We start from the raw sequence: 18,411 nt of genomic DNA, 5'->3' as shown, positions 1-18,411 counted from the left end.
AACAGAGCAATCACGGCGTGCTGCTTTCCTGCTGCTCAACGGTTTGCCGAGCGTCAAGGTCGCCGGCTGCGGGGAGGTTCGTATGAGGCAGCAGGTTGGTGATGTCCTGATTGGCATACCGGGCACTGAGCTGTGCGTAGGCGGGCTCACGCTTGAAGCGTTTGAGCTCGGCGGCAAAACGCTGTGCCAGCAGGTCCATGCCAACGTTGCGGCGCACGGCCAGATACTGCTTTTGGCGACTGATCACCATAGGCAGTTCGCTGATCTGGTTTTCCAGCCCCAGGGACTTGATGACATGTTGGCCGACTCTGCGGTCGGTAATTACCAGGTCGATCCTGCCTTTGGACAGTTTGCCGAAATTGGCTTCATGGGTAGGAGCAGGCTCGCGTTTGAATGCGCTGGAGTTCCTGAATGCCTCGCTGTAGGTATAGCCGGGCGAGACGCCGATGGTCAGGCCGCGCAGATCGTCGAGGCTCTGGAACGGGCGCGGGCGGGCATTGGCGTAGAACAGCACGAACTCCACTTCCGAAAGCGGCTCGCTGGGATAGTAAAGTTGGCTGTCACGCTCCGCGGTCTGGAAAATATCCAGGATGCCATCGGCCTGACCTTGTTCGACCATCGCCAGGCAGCGCTTCCATGGCAGAAACTGCCACTCGACTTCGATGCCCAGGCGCTGGAACACCAGCGCTGTGGCCTCGTAGTCGAGGCCCATGGGCTTGCCGTTTTCCAGATACACATAGGGCGCCCAGGGTTCGGTGACAATGCGCAGCTTCTCGCTATGAGCGGAGAAGCTCAAGCAAGTGATAAGCAAGGCTGTCAGAAGCTGGACGAATGAAGGCATGGTTGGAGAGTACGATGCCCGGGCTGGAGGTGCAATGCTCTGGTCCTGGCCTTCAACCGACTTGCTTGTGTATCAGGTGCCGATAGATCGCTTTGCGTTTTGAACCGAGCATCAGGCGCAGGCCGGGTTGATCAAGCCAGCGCTTGAGCTGCAGGGGGGGCCAGCGGCCTGCGAAGGCGCTTCTCCGTGTTTGCCCGGGCCTTTTCCCACCAGACCGGGGCACAGGCCTGATCGAACTCGTTGTCGTGGCGGTAGCAGCCGTAGAGGATCTCAAGGGAGAATTGGCGTTGTGGTGCCGGCATTGCCAGGGTCAGGCATTTGTAGGCCAGGCGCTGGAGTGCCGGGGGCCGAGGCAAGTGCGCGGTGACCAGACGGGTATCGTTCAGGGCCTGCTCCGTGATCGGGGCATGTGCATGTTTGCGCAGCCAGGCCTGTACTTTTGCCCGGAACAGCTGTTTTCGGCTCCAGTAATGGTGGATCAGATCCGGACATTCGCGCACCTGAAAGGACCGGTAGGCGGCGACGGACAGGCAGAATTCTTCGAGCGTGTACGCCCCTTCGGCCATCGCAAAGCATTCGTCGATCAGGTCGATGGTGTGGTCAAGCACGTGGCCATCACTCTGGTGAAGGCCGATGACCCCTGAGTTGAGCAAGGGCATCTGCTCATCGGCCAGGCCTCGGGCGTTGAGCATGGCTGCCAGGTTACGGTAGAGGGGGGCTTGCTTGTCGGCGCCAAAATGCGAGCCGAAGGCATTGCAGAGCAGGGTGCCGGGCTCTATGCGGCGAAATAGTTCCAGGGGCGATGCATTGAAAAAGGTATCGGTGTCGATCAGCAGGGCCAGCGACGACTCCTCCAGCACTTTGCGCAGGGCGACGGGCTTGGCTCGAAAGTGATAACCGTGGGGGGCGCTCCAGGATTGGCGCGTTGCCGTATCCAGAGGGCGAACGCGCACCGGCAACTGGCGGTAAGGCTCGGGATTGTCGCTGAAGACCTGAATCTCCAGAGGCTCGTCCGGTGTTTCGCGCATGCCGGCAAGGGCGCTGGCGATACTGAATACCGCCTCCTGATGGTAGGTGTCCCTTTCCGAAAACCAGGTAGACCAGTTGAGGGGCAGTGCAGGCGGGAGTCGAAAGCATGTAGCGGCGAGTATCCTGAGTGGGACCAAGAAAAAGGCCTTGAGCTTACACCAAGGCCTGTTTCCAGGGTGCTACACAAGTGTAGTCAAGTGTTAGGGATCAGCGTGGCAGCTGGAGGTTGTTCCAGATCGCCAGGCTTGGATCCGCCTGATTCAGGGTATAGAAGTGCAGCCCTGGCGCGCCGCCTTGTAACAACCGCTCACACATTTCACTGATGATCTGCTCGCCAAACGCCTGGATGCTTTGCACGTCATCGCCGTAGGCTTCCAGTTGCTTGCGAATCCAGCGTGGGATCTCTGCGCCGCAGGCGTCGGAGAAACGTGCCAGCTTGCTGTAGTTGGTGATTGGCATGATGCCGGGCACGATCGGGATGTTCACACCCAGTTTCTGCACGCGCTCGACAAAGTAGAAGTAGCTGTCGGCGTTGAAGAAGTACTGGGTGATCGCACTGTCGGCACCGGCATTGGCCTTGCGCACGAAGTTGGTCAGATCGTCTTCGAAATTTCGCGCTTGCGGGTGCATTTCCGGGTAAGCGGCGACTTCGATGTGGAAATGATTACCCGTTTCTTCACGAATGAAGTCAACCAGGTCGTTGGCATGACGCAACTCGCCACTGGCTATCCCCATGCCCGAGGGCAGGTCGCCACGCAGGGCGACGATGCGTTTGATGCCGGCAGCCTTGTATTGGGCCAGCAGGGAGCGCAGATCGGCCTTGCTGTCGCCCACGCACGAGAGGTGCGGTGCGGCAGGGATTTTCACTTCGCTTTCCAACTGCAGCACGGTGTTGAGGGTGCGATCGCGGGTCGATCCGCCCGCACCGTAAGTGCAGGAGAAGAAGTCCGGGTTGTAGCTGGCCAGCTGACGGGCAGTGGCGAGCAGTTTTTCATGCCCAGCATCGGTCTTGGTCGGGAAGAACTCGAAGCTGTAGCGGCGTTCTTGGGACATGGTCGTATCCTTGGGAGCTCAAAGGGCCGGTGCAGGCCGGCCCTATCGCCAATCGTTTATGGGGCAACGCCAATCCCACAGGGGGAGCGGGCGCCCCGGCCGATCAGTAGCGGTAGGCGTGGGGCTTGAACGGGCCTTCGACGGTAACGCCGATGTATTCAGCCTGTTGCTTGGTCAGTTTGGTGACCACGCCACCGAAGCCGCGGACCATTTCCAGGGCCACTTCTTCGTCGAGCTTCTTGGGCAGTACTTCAACGGTCAGGCGCTCGGCTTTCTGGGCTGGCGACAGGTCGGCGTACTTCTGGGCGAACAGGAAGATCTGTGCCAGTACCTGGTTGGCGAACGAGCCGTCCATGATCCGGCTTGGGTGACCCGTGGCGTTGCCCAGGTTAACCAGACGGCCTTCGGCCAGCAGGATCAGGTAGTCGTCGTTCTGTGCGTCGAAATCGCCTGGGCCGGTACGGTGGATCTTGTGTACTTGTGGCTTCACTTCTTCCCATGCCCAGTTCTTGCGCATGAAAACCGTGTCGATTTCGTTGTCGAAGTGACCGATGTTGCAGACAACAGCACGCTTTTTCAGGGCCTTGAGCATGTTCGCGTCGCAAACATTGACGTTGCCGGTGGTGGTCACGATCAGGTCGATCTTGCCCAGCAGTGCCTTGTCGATGCTGGCTTCGGTGCCGTCGTTATTGCCATCGATGAACGGCGAAACCAGTTCGAAACCGTCCATGCAGGCTTGCATGGCGCAGATCGGGTCGACTTCGGAGACCTTGACGATCATGCCTTCCTGGCGCAGGGACTGGGCCGAGCCCTTGCCCACGTCACCGTAGCCGATCACCAGCGCTTGCTTGCCGGACAGCAGATGGTCGGTACCGCGCTTGATCGCATCGTTCAGGCTATGACGGCAGCCGTACTTGTTGTCGTTCTTGCTCTTGGTGACCGAGTCGTTGACGTTGATGGCCGGGATTTTGAGTTCGCCCTTGGCGAGCATATCCAGCAGGCGGTGTACGCCGGTGGTGGTCTCTTCGGTCACGCCGTGGATCCTGTCCAGCATGCCCGGGTATTTCTTGTGAAGAATTTCGGTCAGATCGCCGCCATCGTCGAGGATCATGTTGGCATCCCAAGGCTGGCCATCCTTGAGGATGGTCTGCTCGATGCACCACTCGTACTCTTCTTCCGTCTCGCCTTTCCAGGCGAATACCGGGATGCCGGCAGCGGCGATAGCGGCAGCAGCCTGGTCCTGGGTCGAGAAAATGTTGCAGGACGACCAGCGTACTTCGGCGCCCAGGGCAACCAGGGTTTCGATCAGCACGGCAGTCTGGATGGTCATGTGGATGCAGCCGAGGATTTTTGCGCCCTTGAGCGGCTGCTCACCAGCGTACTTGCGGCGCAGACCCATCAGGGCCGGCATTTCCGATTCGGCGATGATGGTTTCGCGACGGCCCCAGGCAGCCAGGGACATGTCGGCGACTTTGTAGTCGGTAAAATCTGCAGGCGTGATTACTGCGCTCATGAAAGAGCCTCCATTCGTAGTGTGCGAATGGGCGCCGTTGTGCGTTTAGTGCCTGTGCAGGGAACCCTGTACAAACAACGCCCCATCCGAGCCTGACAGGACAATCCTGCTGCAGCGCCCCTCGGACAGGTGGCGGGAAAACGGTAGCTGGTGAAGATGACCGTTTTGAAGCGGTGGCGATTATAGCCGTGCTGGCGCGTTCGCCCAAGGGTTTCCGTCGGCCGATGTTCGAACGGTTAATCGAGGCCATAGCCATTGTCCGATACAGCTCGGCCTGTGGGTCTGCCATTATGGTTGTACCAATCGGCAGGGCGTTCAGGAGCGAGCATGAATTTTCACACCCGCAAATGGGTAAAACCCGAAGACCTCAACCCCAATGGCACCCTGTTCGGCGGCAGCCTGCTGCGCTGGATCGACGAAGAAGCGGCAATCTACGCCATCGTCCAGCTGGGCAACCAGCGCGTGGTGACCAAGTACATTTCCGAAATCAATTTCGTCAGTGCTTCGCGTCAGGGCGACATCATCGAACTGGGGATCACCGCCACCGAGTTTGGTCGTACCTCCATTACGCTGCAGTGCGAAGTGCGCAATAAAATTACACGCAAGAGCATCCTTACGATCGACAAGCTGGTGTTCGTCAATCTGGGCGAAGACGGTTTGCCCGCGCCCCATGGCAGGACCGAGATCAAATACATCAAGGATCAGTACGACGCTGACAAAGTGGAGTGAGGCGCGCTGCTATGCAGCGCCTCGTGAAGCAAGGGAGTCCAGCGAATGAGCCTGGCACGCACCCAGCAAGGCAATTTTCTGGAAGTTCTCCAGCGAATGTCATCGGTTGCCGGCTGGGAAATCCTGGAATTAGAAAGGGTGATGGCGCTCAAGGCGCCTGGAGATATCCCCTTCGTAAATATGGTCTGGGGCATCCCGAGCGTTGAGGCTGTCAAAGCCGTACGACGTTTTTACGCGGGAAAACCCTACTGCTGGCTTGCTGAAGGCCGCCCATCTGGCCTTGAAGGCTATGGCTTCAAGGAAGCCTCGGAGTTTCCCGAGATGTTGCTGTCTTTGGATACTTATCACTCACGCAGCTACCCCTCAAAAATAACGGTAGAAGAAGTCATTTCCGATGCGCAGCTGGATGTCTGGTCGATAATCGCCGCAGATACCTTTGGGTTCGATCTCACCCGCTTTCGGGATTTTTTCTATCCAGTCATCAGGCATGCAGGCTGCCAGCCTTTCCTGGCCTGTTATGAGGGGGTGCCGGCAGCCACGGCACTGATGTGCATCGGGAAGTTCGAAGTCGGCATCTATACGATGTCAACCCGATCCGAGTTTCGTCGTAAAGGGCTTGCGAGTGCTGTGCTGGGAACCGTCCTGGATGTCGCCAAAGCAAAAGGCACCCCCTGTGCGGTGCTTTACGCAACCGATATGGGCGAGCCTTTGTATGATCGGTTTGGTTTTGCGGTGACCAATGTTTTTTATGAGTACAGTTTTGAGGGTGCTCCCATAAGATGAGTCGCTCTGGAGTACTATGAGCCCGTTCGAGGGGTTGGCCAGTAAGCCCATACGACTACGGACACAAGGCGTATCAATTCAGTCAACCCGGACAAGGAGTGGACCGTGCTGGCGACAGCTCTGGTGTTAGTGGCGGCGCTGCTGCACGCCGCCTGGAATACCTTGATCAAGTTCAGCGCGGAACGCCTGCTGGTCGTGGCCTGCATGGATGCGGTTGCATTGCTCCTCGTGGTGCCGATGCTGGGGTTCGTCTCGTTCCCGCCGAGCGAAATCTGGCCGTGGATCATTGCCTCGGCGGTATTCGAATTGCTTTATCGCTACTTGCTGATCAAAGCCTATCGGGTCGGTGACCTGGGGCTGGTCTACCCCCTGATGCGTGGGCTTTCACCCCTGGTGGTGCTGGCTTTGACCCTGATCTTTGCCGGTGAGGTGCTCAGCACGCAGCAGATCATTGGCATCCTGTTGATTCCCTGCGGCATGCTCTGCCTGCTTTGGCACGGTGGCGGCGGCGATCGCTTGCCCTGGTCGATGCTGCCGGTGGTGGTGCTGATCGGCTTGTGCATTGGCTGTTACACCTTCCTGGACGGGCAGGCCCTGCGGCGCTGGGCACATCCTCTGGATTACCTGGTGTGGCTGACGCTGATCAGCGCCTGGCCGTTCCCTTTGCTGGCGCTGACCCGCAAGCGGCCGGCGTTCACCTTGTTCTGGCGCACGCAATGGCGACTGGGCCTGAGCGTCGGTTTCTGTGTATTGTTCAGCTACGCTCTGGTGCTCTGGGCGATGCAGTTGGGCTCGATCGCCGAAGCGGCGGCATTGCGCGAAATCAGCGTGATTCTGGTGGTGCTGCTGGGCATGCGCTACCTCAAGGAACCTTTTGGTCGGCCTCGACTTTTAGCGTGCGGGCTGGTCCTGGTCGGCATGCTTGTGATGAAACTCTAATAGGGAATTGCCAATGATCGTCGCCTTCTGGTGTGTATTGATCGCCATCTTTCTGCCCTACCTGTGTACCTACGTTGCCAAGTTCGGCGGTGGGTTTGGGCTGCGCGATAACCATGACCCGCGCGCGTTCCTCGAGACCCTCGAAGGTTTTGCCCGGCGTGCCCATTCGGCGCAGTTGAACAGCTTCGAAATCACCCCCGCGTTTGCCGCGGCGGTGATCATTGCCTACATCAGCGAAGGCGCGGACCTGGTGACGATCAATGTACTGGCGGTACTGTTCATCACCAGTCGGCTGCTCTACATCATTTGCTACCTGGCGGACTGGGCGACATTGCGCTCACTGGTATGGTTTGTCAGCATGGGCATTGTCGCCAGCTTCTTCTTCGTTTCTATTTGAGCATCAGGGGGCGTTGGCGACCTGGGGAACCTGGGGCAGCGCGACGTTCTTGGGCCACAGCATCCAGATCTGGCCTTGCTGCTTCATGTCCCCGGCCAGTTTTCCGGCCTCGTCGCCGGTCCCCCAGAACAGATCGGCGCGCACTTCGCCGGTGATTGCACCACCGGTATCCTGGGCGGCCACCGGGCGCGCCAGGGCACTGCCATCGGGCCGGGTGGTCGAGAGCCACAGCAGGCTGCCGAGAGGCACCACTTTGCGGTCCACCGCGACGCTGTAACCTGCGGTCAGGGGGACGTTGAGCGAGCCCCGCGGGCCTTCGTTGCTGTCCGGGCGCGTGCTGAAGAACACGTAGCTGGGATTGCTCGCCAACAGTTCGGGAATCCGCGTCGGGTTTGCCTTGGCCCAGGCGTCGATGCTGCCCATGGTGACGTCTTCCTTTTTTAACTCGCCTTGCTCGACCAGCCAGCGGCCAATGGGCCGATACGGATGGCCATTCTGATCGGCATAGCCGATTCGCAGTTGGCGCCCGTCGTCGAGCTGAATGCGGCCCGAACCCTGGATTTGCAGAAATTGCAGGTCCATCGGGTCCGTCAGCCAGGCGAGCACCGGTGCCTTGACGCCCTGGCTGTTGATCACGCCGGCGACATCGTAGGGTTTCAGGGTGCGGCCTTCGAGCCGGCCGCGCAGGCGCTTGCCCTTGAGCTCCGGGTAGACGCTGTCGAGCGACACCACGATCAGGTCCTCGGGTACGCCATAAACCGGAATGGTGTTATCGCCGGTTTGCGCAAGGCTGCCGGGATAGACCGGTTCGTAATAGCCGGTTATCAGGCCGTTTGGCGTGCCATTGGCCGAACGCAGGCCATAGACATCCAGGTGTTCCTGGAGAAAACCGCGGATGGCAGGGGACGTCTGCGCCACGTTGGCCGCTGCGCTGCAGGTCGGCGCCCAGTTGGCATCGCTCTTGAGTCGATCGCAGGCGCCGCGCCAGGAGGCGAAGCCGGCCAGCAGGTCGCTGTCGGAGACCGCGGGCAGGGCGTCCCAGCTGGCGACGGCATAGGTGGCCACTGCGTGAGTCTGGGGCTTGTCGTCTTTGCTGCCGTTGCAGCCGGCGAGCAGGGCTACCAGGGGAAGGGCCCAGCGCCACTGTTTGATAAGGGTGTTCAAGCGATCGTTCCTTAGTGGGTTGCCAGGCTTTCAGGGGCCGTGCAACCCGCATTATTAATGGGGCTATTGGTCTTTGCCGATGACGCGAGGATACTGGCCGCCGTTTTCCCGTGACCTGAAGCCATCATGACTCTTAAAAGATTTTCCGTTGTATTGCTGGCCTGTCTGTCCCTGTCCGCCTGTGGCGGGGTCGATCCGAATTCGCCGCTGGGTCAGCGCAAGGCCATTTTCAAACAAATGCTCAAGACCAGCGAAGACCTGGGCGGCATGCTGCGCGGGCGCCTGCCGTTCGACGGGCAGAAGTTTGCTGATGGCGCCGTCAAGCTCGACAGTCTTTCCCGCGAGCCATGGAAGCATTTTCCACAGGTCAAGGAAGAAGACGATACCAGCGCCAGGGCGGATGTCTGGCAGAAGCAGGCACGTTTCCAGGAGCTGGCCCGCGCACTGGAGTCGGCGACCGGGGAGCTGGTCGTCGCCACGCGTGCACAGCCGCTGCAGGCACCTGCCTTGAGTGCGCCGATGCAGAAGGTCGAGGACAGCTGCAAAGCCTGTCATACCGAGTTTCGTGATCACTGATTTTGTAGCTGCTGCGACGCTCGCTTACGAAGTACGCGCAAGATCTCAAGATCGCCGGGGAGCCCCTGCGGGGCTCCAGCGCAGCCTGCGGCAGCGGCTACGCCGACCGTGGTACGCCGAACCAGCGGCTACAGGATCATTTATCCAATTCGTCCAGTGCCTCTTGCAGCTCTTTGCGTGACTCGGCCAGTTTGTCCTTGCGCTTGTTGATCTTCTCCGGATCGCCTTTTTTCATGGCCTTGTCCAGGTCGGACTGGCGTTCGCGTACTTCATGCTTGGCCTCGAGCACCTTGTTTTCGCGCTCCTTTTTCAAGGACGCTTCGGTGCAGTTGGCCGTGACTTCACTCAGGGCTTTTTCCAGGCCCGCTTGCTGGTCGCTGTTGCCGTTGGCACGCGCCTGCTCGATCTGTTCGCTGATGGCCTGACGCTTGGCGGCGCAGCCAGTGAGGCTGGGCTGCTCTTCTGCCGCCATGAGCGGCGATGCCAGTAACCCACAAACAGTGATCAAGGCCAGACGAGAAAGCAGATTCATAAGAGCTCCGTATGCACAAGACAGCGCTGGATGCTCGCCTCTTGTGGTTGTTCAGTCAGACCGATCGCCGTTGACCGGTTTTCCATGCCCGAATCCTGCCGTGATCCGGAGAAATTAGAAACCCTCGATTTCGGCCGCGCGCAGTTTATCGCTCAATGCCGTCACCTGTGGGTGGCGAAAAAACGCGCTTAACTGCGCGGCGCGCCCAGGCCCTATACCGGGCTCAGCTTGCCATTGCGCTTCGCTGCGTGCGGCCAGTGTTTGCCATGAACCATCAAGATCAAGGTCTTTGGGGGCAGGCAGGCCGAGCGCTGTCAGCCAGACCCGAAAGGGCAGGCTTGGAGCCGTGCGAAAACTGTCGAGCAGTTTAGCGCTGCTGCGTTCGCCAAGCCCGGGAATGTTTGCCAGGTCTTCGCTTTGCAGATCCAGCCAATCGACCAGCCCGTTGATCCGCCGGTTGTCGATCAACTTTTGCCAGGTGCCCGGGCCCACGTGTGGCAACGCCAGACCCTGCTTGCCGCCAAGCCAGTTCAGGCGGGCCAGGAACTGGCCCTCGCAGCCGGGCGTGGGTTGCCAGCAACTGAGCGCGTGATAGGCACCCATGGCAGGCGGATTGACCTCGGCTCTTCCTATGCTTCGCATGACCACCTCATCCAGTCGGGCAATGGTCAGGCCTGCAAGGCTGATGGCGACCTGGTCGCCAGGCCTGATATCGAGATTTTTCCAGCGTTGAAACGAGCCGACACTGACCTGTTTGATCAGGCGATCATCCAGCTGCACAGGGTCGAGCGTCAGCACCGGCGTGACTCGACCGCTACGGCCAATGTTGAAGGCGACCTGGCGCACCGTGGCCAATGCCTGGGCCAACGGGTATTTCCAGGCAACGATCCAGTAGGGTGTCCTGGCTTGCCAGCGTTCGGCCTTGGGCCGCTGGCTCTGGCGGAGCACGATGCCATCACTGGCAAACGGCAGTGGGGAGCGATACCACTGCTCTCTCCAGTGCGCGGCCTCGGCAAAATTGTGCACTTGAGCGCTGTATCGGGCGGGTTCAGGGAAACCCAGCGCTGCGAGCCCGGCCAAGCGTGCGACCTGGGTGGCCGGGCCGTGTGGCCAATCCCAGGCGAACAGGCCGATACCGGCGCCGTCGGCAGCGCCGAGTTGGCGGCGGGCCATTAACCCGGCCACTTTGCTGCGGGCATTGAGGCTGCCGGCTTCAGCCTGCACATGGTTGCCCAGATGCCAGTAGAGTTCGCCTTGCAGCAGCAGGTCGATGGGCTCGGGCAGTTGCCGGACAAGCCTGCCGAGCGCGGGAATATGGCGACTCCAGTCATGCCCTCGTATGCCGTCACCACGACTGATCAGTTGGGTCAGACGCCCCTTGCGATAAACCAGGCTCACCGCTACGCCATCGACCTTGGGCTGAATCCACAGGTCGCTGCGCCCGCTCATCCAGGACTCGACCGCCTTGCCGTCGGCCAGCTTGTCCAGGCCGGTGTGCGGTATGGGATGCAGGAGTGGACCACCGGCGCTTTTCAGCGGATTGTCGACGGTATTGGCGGGCTGTGCGAAGCACCGGCGCAATTCCTGGAGCCGGGCGCGGCTCTGTTCGTAGAGCTCGTCGGCGACCAGGGAAATGCCTTGGCGATGGTAGTGGTCGTCCCAGGTAGCAAGATGTTGCGCCAAATTGTCGATTTCGCTTTGGGCGTGGGCCGCCGACCAGTCGGGGCAAGGGGTGGCGTGGGCTTGCGCGGCGCTCGACAGGGCCAGCAATAGGGGCAGGATTTTAAGTGGCGTTGGCATCTGGAGCATCCTTGCTCAATGAGAGGAGTCCAGAGCCTAGGAATAAATGAGTGCCGACGAGGGTGAGTTCTTTAAGGGGATATGTCCTGTGGGGTTCAAACAAAAAAGCCCCAGCCGGTTACCCGGCTGGGGCTTTTCACTGCAGGTCGATTACAGGCCGGCAGCTGCGCGTAGTGCGTCGGCGCGGTCGGTAAGTTCCCAGGTAAACGTGGTGAAGGTGTCGTCGCCGACGGTCTTCAGGGCTGGCGTACGGCCGAAGTGGCCGTAGGCTGCGGTTTCCTGGTACATCGGGTGCAGCAGGTCGAGCATTTTGGTGATCGCGTACGGACGCAGATCGAAGTGCTCGCGAACCAGCTGGATGATCTTCTCATCTGCCAGCTTGCCGGTGCCGAAGGTGTTCAGCGAGATCGAAGTCGGTTGAGCGACGCCGATAGCGTAGGAAACCTGAATCTCGCAGCGGTCGGCGAGTCCCGAGGCAACGATGTTCTTGGCAACGTAACGGCCGGCGTAGGCGGCGGAACGGTCAACCTTCGATGGATCCTTGCCGGAGAATGCGCCACCACCGTGACGGGCCATGCCGCCGTAGGTGTCGACGATGATCTTGCGGCCGGTCAGGCCGCAGTCGCCTACCGGACCACCGATGATGAAGTTGCCGGTCGGGTTGATGTGGAACTGGGTGTCCTTGTGCAGCAGCTCGGCTGGCAGCACGTGCTTGACGATCAGCTCCATCACGCCTTCGCGCAGGTCTTTGTAGGAGACTTCGGGGTTGTGCTGGGTCGACAGAACAACGGCGTCGATGCCCACAACGCGACCATTCTCGTAACGGCAGGTTACCTGAGACTTGGCGTCCGGGCGCAGCCACGGCAGCAGGCCGGATTTGCGTGCTTCGGCCTGACGCTCCACCAGACGGTGGGAGAAGCAGATCGGCGCAGGCATCAGCACGTCGGTTTCGTTGCTGGCGTAGCCGAACATCAGGCCCTGGTCGCCAGCGCCCTGATCTTCCGGCTTGCTGCGGTCAACGCCCTGGGCGATGTCTACCGACTGCTTGCCGATGATGTTCATGACGGCGCAGGTGGCGCCGTCGAAGCCGACGTTGGAGCTGTTGTAGCCGATATCGACGATGACCTTGCGGACGATGTCTTCCAGGTCGACCCAGGCCGAGGTGGTGACTTCGCCGGCGATGATCGCAACGCCCGTTTTCACCAGCGTTTCGCACGCCACACGGGCGAACTTGTCTTCAGCAATGATGGCGTCCAGCACCGCGTCGGAAATCTGGTCGGCGATTTTGTCCGGATGCCCTTCAGACACGGACTCGGAGGTGAAAATGGAGTATTCGCTCATCTCGACGGTTTCCTAAATTTACCGATGGTGAGTGTCGCCAGCCGGTCGCTGAAAATGGCGGACCTGAATCTGGAAACCATTACGTAAGCCTACATAGAGGCTGTCCCCGGGAGCGAGTCCCGCAGCGGTGGCCCAACGGGCCAAATCATCCTGTTCAAAACCCAGCCAGAGATCACCGCAGGCCTCCTTGGCCCAACTCTGGTCGTGGCTACACAACTCTGTCACCAACAAGCTACCACCCGGTTTCACCCGTGCGGACAATTGCTTGAGGGCGTCGGCCGGTGCGGTGAAATGGTGCAGTACCATATTCAACACGACACAATCGGCCTGGCTGCCGAGTTCGCTCAATGCATCGGCCAATTGCAAGGTTACGTTAGCCAGGCCTTCACGCAGGCAAACCTTGCGCGCCAACTCGAGCATCGCCGGGCTGTTGTCCAGCGCCGTTACCTGCGCGAAGCGTCGGGCCAGATCGGGGAGGAATTCACCATCACCCGGGCCGACTTCCAGAGCGCTGGCCTGACTGCCGAAACTGAGCTTGTCGAGCAGGGTCAGCAGGCTTTCGCGGTATTGCGCAAGGCCGGCAATCAAATCCTGTTGGGCGCGGAATTTCTCCTCGACCCGGGAAAAGAAGTCCTGGCTGGCGGCGGCGCGTTGTTGCTGGACCTGGCCGATGCGCACTTGCACCTCGACAGGTAACTCCAGGCCATCGACTTCTTCGAGCAGCGCCGCATGCAACCGACCACCCACATGGGTGGCATTGGGCAGGGCGCGCCGGTAGAAGATCGCATTGCCTTCGCGCCGGGTCGCCACCAGGTCGGCCTGGGCCAGGACCTTCAAGTGGTGGCTCATGCCGGACTGGCCGATGGCAAAGATCTGCGCCAGCTCCAGCACGCCGAACGAATCATTGGTCAGGACGCGCAATACATTCAACCGCAACGGGTCGCCGCCGGCTTTGCACAGGGCAGCCAGTTCGTCGCAGTGTTCATGGCCGATGGTTGGCACGCGCAAGTTCATGGGCGGCAGTCTAGTGAGCGATGGCGGTGCCTGCAAGGGCAATATCAAAAAGTTTTGATATTGCTCGATGAGCGGAGTCGAAATGCCTGTTAAGCGCTCAATAATCAGGCGTTGCCTTGGGTTTGCCCGCGCAATGACAGGAAAAATGCGATCAACGACCATCTGTCATTGCCCAGAGGCATGCGCCTAGGGGAAAATGCCCATCTTTTTTCCGTTCGTTCTAATTAAGCCCCAGGAGATAAGCGATGCCCAGCCGTCGTGAGCGTGCCAACGCCATTCGTGCCCTCAGCATGGATGCCGTGCAAAAAGCCAACAGCGGCCATCCCGGTGCCCCAATGGGTATGGCGGATATCGCCGAAGTACTTTGGCGTGATTTCTTGAAGCACAACCCGAGCAACCCGGCGTTCGCCGACCGTGACCGCTTCATCATGTCCAACGGTCACGGCTCGATGTTGATCTATTCGTTGTTGCACCTGACCGGTTACGACCTGTCGATCGACGACCTGAAGAACTTCCGTCAGCTGCACAGCCGCACCCCGGGTCACCCGGAATACGGCTACACCCCAGGTGTCGAGACCACCACCGGCCCGCTGGGCCAGGGCCTGGCCAACGCCGTGGGCTTCGCCCTGGCGGAAAAAGTGCTGGCGGCCCAGTTCAACCGCGAAGGCCACAACATCGTCGATCACCACACCTATGTGTTCCTGGGTGATGGTTGCATGATGGAAGGTATTTCCCACGAAGTCTGCTCCCTGGCCGGTACCCTGGGCCTGGGCAAACTGATCGCCTTCTACGATGACAACGGCATCTCCATCGACGGCGAAGTCGAAGGCTGGTTCACCGACGACACCCCCAAGCGTTTCGAAGCCTACAACTGGCAGGTGATCCGCAATGTCGACGGCCACGACCCCGATGAAATCAAGACGGCGATCGAAACCGCACGCAAAAGCGAGCAACCGACGCTGATCTGCTGCAAGACCACCATCGGTTTCGGCTCGCCCAACAAGCAAGGCAAGGAAGACTGCCACGGCGCGCCACTGGGTGCCGAGGAAATCGCCCTGACCCGCGCTGCGTTGAAGTGGAACCACGGGCCGTTCGAAATCCCTGCCGATATCTACGCCGAGTGGAGCGCCAAGGAAGCCGGCGCCGCTGCCGAAGCCGACTGGGATCAGCGTTTCGCTGCCTACTCCGCTGCATACCCGGAACTGGCCAATGAGCTGATCCGTCGTCTGAGCGGTGAGCTGCCGGCTGACTTCTCCGAGAAAGCCACCGCGTATATCGCTGAAGTCGCTGCCAAGGGCGAATCCATCGCCAGCCGCAAAGCCAGCCAGAATGCCCTGAACGCATTCGGCCCGCTGCTGCCGGAATTCCTCGGTGGTTCGGCTGACCTGGCCGGCTCCAACCTGACCCTGTGGAAAGGCTGCAAGGGCGTCAGCGCTGCAGATGCCAGCGGCAACTACATGTACTACGGCGTGCGCGAGTTCGGCATGAGCGCGATCATGAACGGTGTGGCCCTGCACGGTGGTTTCGTACCGTACGGCGCAACCTTCCTGATCTTCATGGAATACGCCAGTAACGCCGTGCGCATGTCTGCACTGATCAAAGCGCGGGTGCTGTATGTGTTCACCCACGACTCCATCGGTCTGGGCGAAGACGGCCCGACGCACCAGCCGATCGAACAGCTGGCCAGCCTGCGCTGCACACCGAACCTCGACACCTGGCGTCCAGCCGATGCGGTTGAATCTGCCGTGGCCTGGAAATATGCCATCGAGCGTGACGACGGCCCGTCGGCGCTGGTGTTCTCCCGCCAGAACCTGCAGCACCAGACCCGTAACGCACTGCAGTTGGGCGACATTGCCCGCGGTGGCTATGTACTCAAGGACTGCGCTGGCGAGCCGGAGCTGATCCTGATCGCAACCGGTTCGGAAGTCGGCCTGGCCGTTCAGGCCTACGACAAACTGACCGAGCAAGGTCGCAAGGTGCGCGTGGTTTCCATGCCATGCACCTCGGTGTTCGATGCCCAGGATGCCGGTTACAAGCAGTCGGTCCTGCCGCTGCAGGTCAGCGCGCGTATTGCCATCGAAGCCGCTCATGCCGACTACTGGTACAAGTACGTGGGCCTGGAAGGCCGCGTCATCGGCATGACCACCTTCGGCGAGTCGGCGCCTGCGGCGGCGTTGTTCGAAGAGTTCGGCTTCACCCTGGACAATGTCCTGGGTACTGCCGAAGAGCTGCTGGAAGACTGATGCAAAGCGGTGGCAACAGGCCACCGCCTGTAGCCGCTGCCGCTAGGCTGCGCTCGGCCGCGAAGCGGTCGTAAATGCCACCCCTCAAGTCTCAGCTGGGACCGAGGTGCCTGGATAGCGACCGCGATGCGGTCGAGCGCAGCCTGCGGCAGCGGCTACAGGGTTTTGTGTTGTTCGCGCTTATAACAATTCGAGAACTCCATGCCCCAACCGCGTCCCTACAAAGTTGCACTCAACGGCTACGGCCGCATTGGTCGTTGCGTCTTGCGAGCGTTGTTCGAGCGAGGGGCGAAGGCCGGTTTTGAAGTTGTCGCGATCAACGATCTGGCCGATATGGCCAGCATCGAATACCTGACGCGCTTCGACTCCACCCACGGGCGCTTTCCCGGTGAAGTGAAAGTCGACGGCGATTGTCTGAATATCAATGGCGACTGCGTGAAGGTTCTGCGCAGCGCTACGCCTGAAGGCATCGATTGGTCCGCGTTGGGCGTCGATCTGGTGCTGGAATGCTCGGGTGCCTACAACACCCGCGAAGATGGGCAGCGTTTTCTCGACGCCGGTGCGCCTCGGGTGTTGTTCTCGCAGCCGATGGCCAGTGAAGCGGATGTCGATGCCACGATTGTCTACGGCATCAACCAGCACTGCCTGACCGGCAGCGAGCGCCTGGTCTCCAACGCCTCCTGCACCACCAACTGCGGAGTTCCGCTGTTGCGCCTGCTCGATCAGGCGTTCGGTCTCGAGTACGTGTCGATCACCACGATTCACTCGGCGATGAACGATCAGCCGGTAATCGATGCCTATCACCATGAAGACCTGCGCCGTACCCGTTCGGCGTTTCAATCAGTGATTCCGGTGTCCACGGGCCTTGCCCGGGGTATCGAACGCTTGCTGCCGGAACTTGCGGGGCGAATTCAGGCCAAAGCAGTGCGCGTGCCGACGGTCAATGTGTCATGCCTGGACATAACCTTGCAGACCGCTCGCGATACCGACGCGGCGGAAGTCAACCGGGTCCTGCGCGACGCTGCGTTGAGCGGCCCGTTGCAAGGCTTGCTGGCTTACACTGAGTTGCCGCACGCCAGTTGTGATTTCAACCATGATCCTCATTCGGCGATTGTCGATGCGAGTCAGACCCGTGTTTCCGGCCCTCGGCTGGTGAACCTGCTGGCCTGGTTCGACAACGAATGGGGTTTTGCCAATCGCATGCTCGATGTTGCAGAGCACTATCTGCACGTCTTACACCAATCCAGCTTGCAAAAAACAGTAAACAGCCCTGAAGGACTGCATTCATGACCGTGTTGAAGATGACCGACCTCGATCTGCAAGGTAAACGCGTACTGATCCGCGAAGACCTCAACGTCCCTGTGAAGGACGGTGTGGTCACCAGCGACGCGCGTATCCTTGCCTCGCTGCCGACCATCAAGCTGGCGCTGGAGAAGGGCGCGGCCGTGATGGTGTGCTCGCACCTGGGGCGTCCGACCGAGGGTGAATTCTCTGCCGAGAACAGCCTGGTGCCTGTTGCCGACTACTTGAGCAAGGCATTGGGTCGCGAAGTCCCGCTGGTTACCGATTATCTCGACGGCGTCGACGTGAAGGCCGGTGACATCGTCCTGTTCGAAAACGTGCGTTTCAACAAAGGCGAGAAGAAGAACGCCGACGACCTGGCGCACAAATACGCAGCGCTGTGCGACGTGTTCGTCATGGATGCCTTCGGCACCGCTCACCGTGCCGAGGGTTCGACCCACGGCGTGGCCAAGTTCGCCAAAATCGCCGCAGCCGGCCCTTTGTTGGCCGCTGAACTGGATGCACTGGGCAAGGCCCTGGGCGCACCGGCCAAGCCTATGGCTGCCATCGTTGCTGGCTCCAAGGTGTCGACCAAGCTTGACGTGCTCAACAGCCTGAGCCAGATCTGCGACCAGCTGATCGTTGGCGGCGGCATTGCCAACACCTTCCTGGCGGCAGCCGGGCACAAGGTTGGCAAGTCCTTGTACGAACCTGATCTGCTCGATACCGCCCGCGCCATTGCGGCCAAGGTCAGCGTGCCGTTGCCGGTCGACGTTGTGGTTGCCAAGGAATTTGCCGAAAGCGCCGCTGCTACCGTCAAGCTGATCGCTGACGTAGCCGATGACGACATGATCCTGGACATCGGTCCACAGACCGCCGCGCACTTCGCCGAACTGCTGAAGTCGTCGAAAACGATCCTGTGGAACGGCCCGGTCGGCGTCTTCGAGTTCGACCAGTTCGGCAACGGTACCAAGGTGCTGGCCAAGGCCATCGCCGAAAGCCCGGCATTCTCCATCGCCGGTGGTGGTGACACCCTGGCAGCCATCGACAAGTATGGCGTTGCCTCCGATATCTCCTACATTTCTACCGGTGGTGGCGCTTTCCTCGAGTTCGTCGAAGGCAAGGTACTGCCTGCTGTCGAAGTGTTGGAGCAGCGGGCCAAAGCCTGATTCGTCG

The 18,411-nt window shown here is 60.3% G+C and carries 16 protein-coding genes, 1 pseudogene and 1 riboswitch; of the genes and pseudogenes, 8 read left to right on the top strand and 9 right to left on the bottom strand.

Annotated elements, in window-relative coordinates:
• Positions 1-10: 10 nt before the first annotated feature.
• The 4 genes and pseudogenes from NVV94_RS25040 to ahcY form a co-directional block, all read right to left on the bottom strand.
• Positions 11-841: an ABC transporter substrate-binding protein gene (locus tag NVV94_RS25040; protein ID WP_258444961.1), complete on the bottom strand. Its 831-nt coding sequence runs from the start codon at positions 839-841 to the stop codon at positions 11-13.
• 52 nt (positions 842-893) lie between these two features.
• Positions 894-1,978 (bottom strand): annotated as a pseudogene (locus tag NVV94_RS25035) (hypothetical protein).
• A gap of 99 nt (positions 1,979-2,077) precedes the next feature.
• Positions 2,078-2,923, bottom strand: coding sequence for a methylenetetrahydrofolate reductase [NAD(P)H] (metF, locus tag NVV94_RS25030; protein WP_258444960.1), 846 nt, complete (start codon positions 2,921-2,923; stop codon positions 2,078-2,080).
• A 103-nt stretch (positions 2,924-3,026) separates the two neighbouring features.
• A complete protein-coding gene (ahcY, locus tag NVV94_RS25025; RefSeq protein ID WP_258444959.1) occupies positions 3,027-4,436 on the bottom strand; it encodes an adenosylhomocysteinase in 1,410 nt (469 codons plus the stop codon).
• 22 nt (positions 4,437-4,458) lie between these two features.
• Positions 4,459-4,565, bottom strand: a riboswitch (S-adenosyl-L-homocysteine riboswitch).
• Positions 4,566-4,763: 198 nt separating this feature from the next.
• Between ahcY and NVV94_RS25020 the strand changes: the two genes are divergently transcribed.
• The 4 genes from NVV94_RS25020 (at position 4,764) to NVV94_RS25005 (ending at position 7,284) form a co-directional block, all read left to right on the top strand.
• On the top strand, positions 4,764-5,165 hold the full coding sequence (locus tag NVV94_RS25020) for a hotdog domain-containing protein (RefSeq protein WP_309304274.1): 402 nt from the start codon (positions 4,764-4,766) through the stop codon (positions 5,163-5,165).
• Positions 5,166-5,210: 45 nt separating this feature from the next.
• Positions 5,211-5,948, top strand: coding sequence for a GNAT family N-acetyltransferase (locus NVV94_RS25015; protein ID WP_258444958.1), 738 nt, complete (start codon positions 5,211-5,213; stop codon positions 5,946-5,948).
• Positions 5,949-6,053: 105 nt separating this feature from the next.
• On the top strand, positions 6,054-6,887 hold the full coding sequence (locus tag NVV94_RS25010) for a DMT family transporter (RefSeq protein ID WP_258444957.1): 834 nt from the start codon (positions 6,054-6,056) through the stop codon (positions 6,885-6,887).
• Between the two features lie 13 nt (positions 6,888-6,900).
• Positions 6,901-7,284, top strand: coding sequence for an MAPEG family protein (locus tag NVV94_RS25005; RefSeq protein WP_258444956.1), 384 nt, complete (start codon positions 6,901-6,903; stop codon positions 7,282-7,284).
• Positions 7,285-7,287: 3 nt separating this feature from the next.
• Here the strand turns inward: NVV94_RS25005 and NVV94_RS25000 are convergent, their stop codons facing one another.
• Positions 7,288-8,448, bottom strand: coding sequence for a murein transglycosylase A (locus NVV94_RS25000; RefSeq protein WP_258444955.1), 1,161 nt, complete (start codon positions 8,446-8,448; stop codon positions 7,288-7,290).
• Positions 8,449-8,574: 126 nt separating this feature from the next.
• Between NVV94_RS25000 and NVV94_RS24995 the strand changes: the two genes are divergently transcribed.
• On the top strand, positions 8,575-9,024 hold the full coding sequence (locus NVV94_RS24995) for a cytochrome c (protein WP_258444954.1): 450 nt from the start codon (positions 8,575-8,577) through the stop codon (positions 9,022-9,024).
• 136 nt (positions 9,025-9,160) lie between these two features.
• Here NVV94_RS24995 and NVV94_RS24990 read toward each other — a convergent pair whose 3' ends face one another.
• The 4 genes from NVV94_RS24990 to NVV94_RS24975 form a co-directional block, all read right to left on the bottom strand.
• Positions 9,161-9,556, bottom strand: coding sequence for a DUF1090 domain-containing protein (locus NVV94_RS24990; protein WP_258444953.1), 396 nt, complete (start codon positions 9,554-9,556; stop codon positions 9,161-9,163).
• Between the two features lie 114 nt (positions 9,557-9,670).
• On the bottom strand, positions 9,671-11,356 hold the full coding sequence (gene ligB, locus NVV94_RS24985; RefSeq protein ID WP_258444952.1) for an NAD-dependent DNA ligase LigB: 1,686 nt from the start codon (positions 11,354-11,356) through the stop codon (positions 9,671-9,673).
• Positions 11,357-11,506: 150 nt separating this feature from the next.
• On the bottom strand, positions 11,507-12,697 hold the full coding sequence (metK, locus tag NVV94_RS24980) for a methionine adenosyltransferase (protein ID WP_258444951.1): 1,191 nt from the start codon (positions 12,695-12,697) through the stop codon (positions 11,507-11,509).
• An 18-nt stretch (positions 12,698-12,715) separates the two neighbouring features.
• The gene (locus tag NVV94_RS24975) at positions 12,716-13,711 is read right to left on the bottom strand and encodes a metalloregulator ArsR/SmtB family transcription factor (RefSeq protein ID WP_258444950.1); all 996 of its coding nucleotides are present in this window, start codon (positions 13,709-13,711) and stop codon (positions 12,716-12,718) included.
• 245 nt (positions 13,712-13,956) lie between these two features.
• On the opposite strand from NVV94_RS24975, the gene tkt reads away from it, so the two are divergent.
• The 3 genes from tkt to NVV94_RS24960 all read left to right on the top strand — a co-directional run bounded on the left by tkt (position 13,957) and on the right by NVV94_RS24960 (position 18,404).
• Positions 13,957-15,954 carry a transketolase gene (gene tkt, locus NVV94_RS24970; RefSeq protein WP_258444949.1) on the top strand — a complete coding sequence of 666 codons (1,998 nt, stop codon included), beginning with the start codon at positions 13,957-13,959 and terminating at the stop codon, positions 15,952-15,954.
• A 201-nt stretch (positions 15,955-16,155) separates the two neighbouring features.
• The gene (gene epd / locus NVV94_RS24965; protein WP_258444948.1) at positions 16,156-17,244 is read left to right on the top strand and encodes an erythrose-4-phosphate dehydrogenase; all 1,089 of its coding nucleotides are present in this window, start codon (positions 16,156-16,158) and stop codon (positions 17,242-17,244) included.
• Positions 17,241-18,404 (top strand): phosphoglycerate kinase, encoded by a 1,164-nt coding sequence (locus tag NVV94_RS24960; protein WP_258444947.1) that lies wholly within the window; start codon positions 17,241-17,243, stop codon positions 18,402-18,404. Before epd ends, NVV94_RS24960 begins: the two co-directional genes overlap by 4 nt.
• The last annotated feature ends 7 nt before the right edge of the window (positions 18,405-18,411 follow it).

Origin of the sequence: Pseudomonas sp. LS1212, from assembly GCF_024741815.1 — a bacterium.
GTDB lineage: Bacteria > Pseudomonadota > Gammaproteobacteria > Pseudomonadales > Pseudomonadaceae > Aquipseudomonas.
Note: the sequence above shows the minus strand (reverse complement) of the source record. Positions and strands in the feature narration are given on the sequence as shown.